This window comes from uncultured Murdochiella sp., from assembly GCF_902488755.1.
Classification (GTDB): Bacteria; Bacillota; Clostridia; order Tissierellales; family Peptoniphilaceae; genus Murdochiella.
On the sequence record NZ_CABTXF010000061.1, the window covers coordinates 1 to 6,434 of the forward strand.

8 protein-coding genes and 1 pseudogene are annotated in these 6,434 nt (G+C 48.5%); 2 read left to right on the forward strand and 7 right to left on the reverse strand.

The window, feature by feature from the left end; translation table 11 throughout:
* Both RDL68_RS05875 and RDL68_RS05880 read right to left on the reverse strand, forming a co-directional pair.
* Positions 1-135 (reverse strand): annotated as a pseudogene (locus RDL68_RS05875) (aspartate-semialdehyde dehydrogenase); the annotation flags it as partial.
* Entirely contained in the window at positions 132-1,442 is a 1,311-nt protein-coding gene (locus tag RDL68_RS05880) for an aspartate kinase (RefSeq protein ID WP_308540749.1), read from the reverse strand. The pseudogene RDL68_RS05875 and the gene RDL68_RS05880, both read right to left, overlap by 4 nt.
* Before the next feature lie 338 nt (positions 1,443-1,780).
* Here RDL68_RS05880 and RDL68_RS05885 point away from each other — a divergent pair, with 338 nt between their 5' ends.
* The gene (locus RDL68_RS05885; RefSeq protein ID WP_308540750.1) at positions 1,781-2,410 is read left to right on the forward strand and encodes an epoxyqueuosine reductase QueH; all 630 of its coding nucleotides are present in this window, start codon (positions 1,781-1,783) and stop codon (positions 2,408-2,410) included.
* A gap of 10 nt (positions 2,411-2,420) precedes the next feature.
* Here the strand turns inward: RDL68_RS05885 and RDL68_RS05890 are convergent, their stop codons facing one another.
* Entirely contained in the window at positions 2,421-3,017 is a 597-nt protein-coding gene (locus tag RDL68_RS05890; protein WP_308540751.1) for a 5-formyltetrahydrofolate cyclo-ligase, read from the reverse strand.
* 75 nt (positions 3,018-3,092) lie between these two features.
* Here RDL68_RS05890 and RDL68_RS05895 point away from each other — a divergent pair, with 75 nt between their 5' ends.
* On the forward strand, positions 3,093-3,548 hold the full coding sequence (locus RDL68_RS05895; RefSeq protein WP_308540752.1) for a cytidine/deoxycytidylate deaminase family protein: 456 nt from the start codon (positions 3,093-3,095) through the stop codon (positions 3,546-3,548).
* Between the two features lie 29 nt (positions 3,549-3,577).
* Here the strand turns inward: RDL68_RS05895 and RDL68_RS05900 are convergent, their stop codons facing one another.
* The 4 genes from RDL68_RS05900 to RDL68_RS05915 all read right to left on the reverse strand — a co-directional run.
* Complete coding sequence (locus RDL68_RS05900) at positions 3,578-3,952, reverse strand: RidA family protein (protein WP_308540753.1); 375 nt, start codon at positions 3,950-3,952, stop codon at positions 3,578-3,580.
* 89 nt (positions 3,953-4,041) lie between these two features.
* Entirely contained in the window at positions 4,042-4,902 is an 861-nt protein-coding gene (locus RDL68_RS05905) for a MetQ/NlpA family ABC transporter substrate-binding protein (protein ID WP_308540754.1), read from the reverse strand.
* Positions 4,903-4,992: 90 nt separating this feature from the next.
* The gene (locus tag RDL68_RS05910) at positions 4,993-5,634 is read right to left on the reverse strand and encodes a methionine ABC transporter permease (protein ID WP_308540755.1); all 642 of its coding nucleotides are present in this window, start codon (positions 5,632-5,634) and stop codon (positions 4,993-4,995) included.
* Positions 5,634-6,434: methionine ABC transporter ATP-binding protein (locus tag RDL68_RS05915; RefSeq protein WP_308540756.1), on the reverse strand; the 801-nt coding region annotated here is incomplete at its 5' end. The genes RDL68_RS05910 and RDL68_RS05915, both read right to left, overlap by 1 nt.

The window sequence follows — 6,434 nt, forward strand, 5'->3', positions numbered from 1 at the left end:
CTTTTTTCCGGCGGATTTTTTCGTTGCTAACGGAATCAGCGTATCTACCGGAAATTGGCGCTCTTCCAGTACGGAAAGCATTGTTCTTCCTACCAGCCCCGTCGCACCAACGACGGCAACGTTATAGCGTTTCATACGCCCTCCTTGAAAAATTCGCGGTACAAAGCCGTAATTGCTTCGGTAAAGTCTTCTTTTGCCACGCCGATTATGATATTCAGCTCACTAGCCCCCTGCAAAATCATGCGTACCGAAATGCCCGCTTTACCCAAAGCACTAAAAAGACGAGCGGCGACACCGGGGCGTTTTGCCATCCCTTCCCCAACGACCGCAAGTAACGTGATGTCGTCTTCTACCGCAAGAGAATCCGGCTCACAAAATATGGCAATTTCCTCTAAAATCTTTTTCTGTTTACTGCGGAAAGGATCCTCTCGTACAATAACGGACACGGTATCAATCGAAGAAGGCATGTGCTCCACCGCACAGCCATTGGCCTCAAAGACCGATACCAATCGGCGTATAAACCCGGAATCCCCTGCTGCGTGTCGTTTCTCCACATGCACAAGCATAAACCCATTTTTCCCGGATATTCCGGTAACGATGCGCGAAGAATCCTCTTTTTTCGGCACGATGCGCGTGCCCTTATCGTTCGGAGCATTCGTGTTACGAATATGAATCGGCACGCCGGCGCGATGCGCGGGATAGACGGCATCTTCGTGCAGAACTTGCGCCCCCATGTAACTCAGCTCATGCAATTCTTCATAAGTAATGACTTCGATTGGCTTTGGTCCCCTTACCAAGTGCGGATCCGCAGCTAAAAAGCCGGAAACATCCGTCCAGTTTTCATAGACCGGAGCATGTATCGCCGCAGCTAAGATGGAGCCGGTAATATCGGAACCGCCGCGCGAGAAAGTGACGATTTCGCCATTTTCCTTTGCACCATAGAATCCGGGAACGACAAACTGTCCGTCCTGGAGTATCTCGGCTGCCAAGAACAAACTCGTAGACAAGTCCAATTCGCCTGCATCATCAAAACGAATCAGATCAGCAGCATCCACAAAGCGATACTTTAACGCCGCGGCTAACAGTTTGGCAGAAAGATATTCTCCTCGACTCGCGGCATAATCCGCCGAAGCACCCGAAAAAATCCGCTTCTTGATTTCTTCCAAGTCTTTTTCCAACGGATACGACAACTGGAGTGCATCGCGAATGGACAAGTAACGATCGGCGATAGAGGAAAATACCTCATTGCCTCCCATATCAATCGTCGCCAACTGATGCGTCAAGTAAAGCATATCGGTCACTTTATGTCCGCCTGTCGTTCGTTTTCCCGGAGCAGAAACGACGATTACGCTTCGCTGTGCATCTTCTCGGACAATTTCTATCACCTTGCGGAACTGCGCCGCATCCGCTAACGACGAACCGCCAAATTTTGCGACCTTCATGCTTCCTCCTTTGTAGCGGTGGGTGTTCTCGCTTTGTCCTGTGTCAAGCAAATCGACCACACATGACTGTTTTGCCAGACACCGAACGAAAATCCGCTATTTCTATTTTACCAGTGTATCGGTTATTAATAGGGTCGTCAATGGATTTTCATTCGATTTATCCGATTTTTATTCTAATTAGGTGCGCAATTCGACTTCCGGATATGTCCCATTTTCCCTTGCCGGGATTTTGCGATAGAATAGGCAGCAAGCAGCATCGATAAAATACAAAGCGACAAAAAACAAGCGGATATTTTTGTGCACTATATTCAAAAACAAACGTAGAAAAAGGATGATGCATGGAAAAGATAAACTACCAAAACGTAATGGAGCAGACGATCAAGAAGTGGGAACAGACCAATACCGTTCCTCGTCTTCTGCTGCACAGCTGCTGCGGTCCATGCAGCAGTTATGTCCTTGAATATCTTTCCCGCTATTTTGAAATTACCGTATATTATTACAATCCGAACATCTATCCGCCGGAAGAATACGCCTTCCGTGAACAGGAGCAACAACGTCTTATTCTTGCCCTTCCCTCTGCTCACCCCATTCACTTGCTCAAAGCCGCCTATCATCCGGAGGAGTATTATGCGGCAGTAAAAGGGCTGGAGGATCTGCCGGAAAAAGGCGACCGTTGTCGAGTTTGTTATACACTTCGTTTGGAAGAGACAGCAAAAGTAGCCAAAGCGCAACACTTTGACTACTTCACCACGACTCTCTCGCTTTCTCCGCACAAGAATTCCGCCTTACTGAATGAGATAGGCGGCACCTTAGCCGAGCAATACGGCGTAGGGTATCTCTTCTCCGACTTCAAGAAGAAAAACGGCTTCCGGCGTTCAACAGAACTTTCTCGTGAATATGGAATGTATCGTCAGGATTATTGCGGCTGTCTTTTCTCTTATCGCGCACGCAACCCGAAAACCATATAAGACGATTTGACTACTCCTGCGTTCGCCAGACCCCCTCTTCGGTGACTACAAGAGGCAGCGCTACATCCCAAGAATCCATGGGCACTTTCTCGGAAAGCAGTTGATGAAAACAGACGAGCGCCGTATCGCCGGTATACGAGGCTAAAAAGCGATCATAAAATCCACCGCCTCGTCCTAAACGCGCTCCGGCAAGCGTCGCGCTGAGGCAAGGAACCACGGTAAAATCTACGTTTTGCGGCGGTATCGTGGGGGCATCTTCCATCGGTTCCGGAATGCCGAAGCGACTCAATTTCAAGCTATCTAATGCGGTAATGGGATGAAGTGTCATTTTCCCCATCGCCACAACACGCGGAACGACAAGGGTTTTTCCATCCGCTAAAACAGCATGTAACAAAGACGAGGTGTCTAACTCCCGTGCCATCGACACAAAACAGAAAACGGTCTTTGCTTTTTGGTATTCCGGCAGTTGTCGAATGTGATCGCAAATCATCCCACTGGCATCTTTTATATACGTATCATCCAAGGCTTGCCAGCGTGCTTTGATTTCCTGGCGAAAAACTTTCTTTTCTTCTTTTGCCTGATTCGAGGCAAAATGCGAATCGTTCATACGTTCTCCTTTTCTGCTATGTAGACTACATCTCGTGATAAAATGGTAGCACAACCAAGCACTAAGGAGGAAGATATGGCACGCAAGAGCTGGAACCAATACTTTATGGAAATGGCACGAACCGTGGCAGAACGGGGCACCTGTGATCGCGCCTATGTCGGCTGCGTACTGGTTAATGCCGAACATCGCATCGTATCCACCGGGTATAACGGATCCGTTGCCGGCAATCCGCACTGTGATGAAATTGGACACACCATGCGCGATGGTCATTGCATTGCAACGATCCACGCCGAGATGAATGCCCTTCTCTATTGCGCAAAATCCGGTATTTCGGTCAATGGCTGCACCTGCTATGTCACTCATTTTCCCTGTCTAAATTGTACGAAATCCCTTATTCAAGCAGGAATTCAAAAAATCTATTATCGAGAAGGCTATCGCATGGATGATTACGCTCTCGAACTGCTTGAACGAAACCACATTCCTTATGAACAATTAAACGAAGAAAACGAAGAAGCGGCTGACCACCAGTAAGGTGATCGACCGCTTCTTTTTTGGAAAAACTATGCTTCGATCTCGGCGATAACCTCGATTTCGCAAAGAGCTCTTTTGGGAATATCCTTTACGGCAATACAACTTCTTGCCGGCGTATTCGTAAAATAGTCGGCATAAACCGCATTGAAGACCGCAAAGTCATTGATGTCTGCAAGAAAACAAAGCGTCTTCACAACGTGCTGCATGTCCGTTCCTGCCGCCTCGAGAATCGCCTTGACGTTCTCACAGCTCTGTTTTGTCTGCTCTTCAATAGTCTTCGGCATTTCACCGGTTTCGGGATTCACCGGAAGCTGTCCCGACGTATACACCATATTTCCCGTAATTTGCGCCTGCGCATAGGGACCGATGGCGCCCGGCGCTTTTTTTGTATTCACAACCTTCATTCTGTTCTCCTCTCTACGTGAGTACATTTCTGTTCACGCTATTCAGCATAGCGAGAAGAAAGGCGAAAGTAAAGATTGCGCCCCGTACTTTAGAACGCCGGAACGATTGCGCCCTGATATTTGTCGTTGATGAACTTCTTCACGGTCTCCGACTGCAATTCTTCCATCAGAATCTTGAACTTTTCTTCGTTCTCTTCTCCCTCACGAACCGTAACGATATTGGCATAGGGGCTGTCTTTATCTTCCATCACCAGATTGTCTTTAATCGGATTGAGGTTTTCTTCCAGTGCATAATTGGAGTTAATCAGAGCAAGATCCGCATCCTGATAGGTGCGCGCCAGAGCCGCCGCTTCCATCGGAACGAAAGTTAACTTCTTAGGATTCTCCGTGATATTGGCTTCCGTTACGTTGATATTGGTCGGATCATCCAATTTGATCAGATTATGCTTTGCCAGCAGCAACAAGGCACGCGCACCGTTAGAAACATCATTCGGAATGAGAACCTTTCCGCCTTCCGGCAGCTCTTCCAACGATTTATATTTAGCGGAGTAGGCTGCTAAAGGTTCCAGATGGACAGCACCGATGCTGACCAGCTTAAGGTTGTTTTCCTTCTTGAACGCCTCGAGATACGGCACATGCTGGAAGAAATTGGCATCAATTTCACCGCTCGCCAGTGCCTGGTTGGGAATCACATAGTCATCAAATGTGACAATTTCAAGGGTAATGCCACGCTTGGCAAGATTTTCCTTGACGTTCTCTACAATTTCCGCGTGCGGAACAGGGCTTACGCCAATTTTAATCGTCTGTTGTTCCGTACCGGTGGAAGCTTCCTGCGCAGCAGAGGATTCCGGCGCAGTGCTTTCGGTATCTTTTGCCACCGGATCCGAATTTCCACAGGCGGTGAAAATAAGAGTCAGCGCAAAAAACAGGGCTACAAGTGTCTTTTTCATGATGTTCTCCTTTTTTTGTTTCGTGCTCTGTAACAGCAATGCCATCCGAGCGTTTTTCGTGTCGTTCCGTCTTCGTTCATTTCCTGTCCATTACCGTTTGTCTATAGATCGGGCAATCGTGTTGCCCGCGAATTGGATGAGCTGTACGACCACTACGATGACAATGACGGAAGCCCATAGCAAATCTTCCTGCCGACGATAATAGCCATATCGCTGCGCCACTGCACCCAGTCCTCCTCCGCCAAGCGCGCCTGCCATAGCGGTATACCCGATGAGATTGATGATCGTGGTTGTCATCGCTTGAATTAATCCGGGCATCGCCTCCGGAAGCAGCACCTGAAAGATGATTTGGCGGTTCGTCGATCCCATCGCTTTTGCCGCTTCCAAAATACCACCCTCCACTTCATTCAATGCCGTTTCTACCAAGCGGGCAAAAAACGGCGCCGCAGAGGCAGAGAGAGAAAAAATAGTCGCCGTCGACCCGATGGCGGTTCCAATGATTCTTCGCGTAACCGGAATGAGCAAAATCATCAAAATAACGTAAGGAATGGATCGGGCGATATTCACCATGGCGTCCACCACGCGATACAGTGCGGGCTTTTCCGACAGCCCTCCTTTTTGCGTCAGATAGAGCAGAATGCCGATCGGCGTGCCGAGGATAAAGGCAAACGCCGCACCAAAAAAGACCATATACAGCGTCTCTACTGTCGCTTGCGTAAGAATTTCCGTCATCATTTCAGCACCTCCACATCCACTTGTTTTCGAAAGGCATCCAGGGCGCACATTCGATCCGTCTCCTGACCGGTCAATTCAATGACCGTATAGCCGATCTCCCCCTGTCGAAAGGTATCAATGTTGGCAGACAAAATGGAAATGCCGACCGGGAATTGCTTTAACACATCGGCAATTAAGGAATGCTGAATGGTTTCTTTACGATACGTGAGCTTGACGACATCTCCGGCAAAGGATCGGTCGCGCAGAAAACCAAATTCATCCGCATCCTGCAATTTAGAAATGAATGACTTGGTAACCGGATGTTTAGGTTGAAAAAAGAGTTCGCGTGTTGTTCCCGTCTCTACAATTTCCCCCTCTGCCATCACAGCGATACGATCGCATATCTCCTTTGCCACTTCCATCTGATGGGTAATCATGATGATGGTCGTTTTGTATGTCTGCGAAAGGTCACGCAACAAGTCCAAAATGGATGCGGTGTTTTGGGGATCCAGCGCCGAAGTTCCCTCATCCGAAAGCAGGATTTTCGGCTGCAGCGCCATGGCACGCGCAATGGCGACGCGCTGTTGCTGCCCTCCGGACAGTTCAGAAGGATAGGCATTGGCACGGTCAGCAAGACCGATAAACTGCAACAACTCTTCCACCCTGGCATTCGTTTTTTCTTTGCTCCATCCTGCAATCTGCATAGGATAGGCGATGTTCTTTCGTATGCCCTTCTGCGGTTGAAGATTAAACGACTGAAAAATCATGCCGCTTTCTTTTCGTGCCGCAAGAAGATCTTCCGCATTGAGATTGGTAAC

Excerpts from the sequence above, each read along its gene's own strand:
- RDL68_RS05880 (WP_308540749.1), bottom strand. The coding sequence starts at position 1,442 with ATGAAGGTCGCAAAATTTGGCGGTTCGTCGTTAGCGGATGCGGCGCAG.
- RDL68_RS05885 (WP_308540750.1), top strand. The coding sequence starts at position 1,781 with ATGGAAAAGATAAACTACCAAAACGTAATGGAGCAGACGATCAAGAAG.
- RDL68_RS05890 (WP_308540751.1), bottom strand. The coding sequence starts at position 3,017 with ATGAACGATTCGCATTTTGCCTCGAATCAGGCAAAAGAAGAAAAGAAA.
- RDL68_RS05895 (WP_308540752.1), top strand. The coding sequence starts at position 3,093 with ATGGCACGCAAGAGCTGGAACCAATACTTTATGGAAATGGCACGAACC.
- RDL68_RS05900 (WP_308540753.1), bottom strand. The coding sequence starts at position 3,952 with ATGAAGGTTGTGAATACAAAAAAAGCGCCGGGCGCCATCGGTCCCTAT.
- RDL68_RS05905 (WP_308540754.1), bottom strand. The coding sequence starts at position 4,902 with ATGAAAAAGACACTTGTAGCCCTGTTTTTTGCGCTGACTCTTATTTTC.
- RDL68_RS05910 (WP_308540755.1), bottom strand. The coding sequence starts at position 5,634 with ATGACGGAAATTCTTACGCAAGCGACAGTAGAGACGCTGTATATGGTC.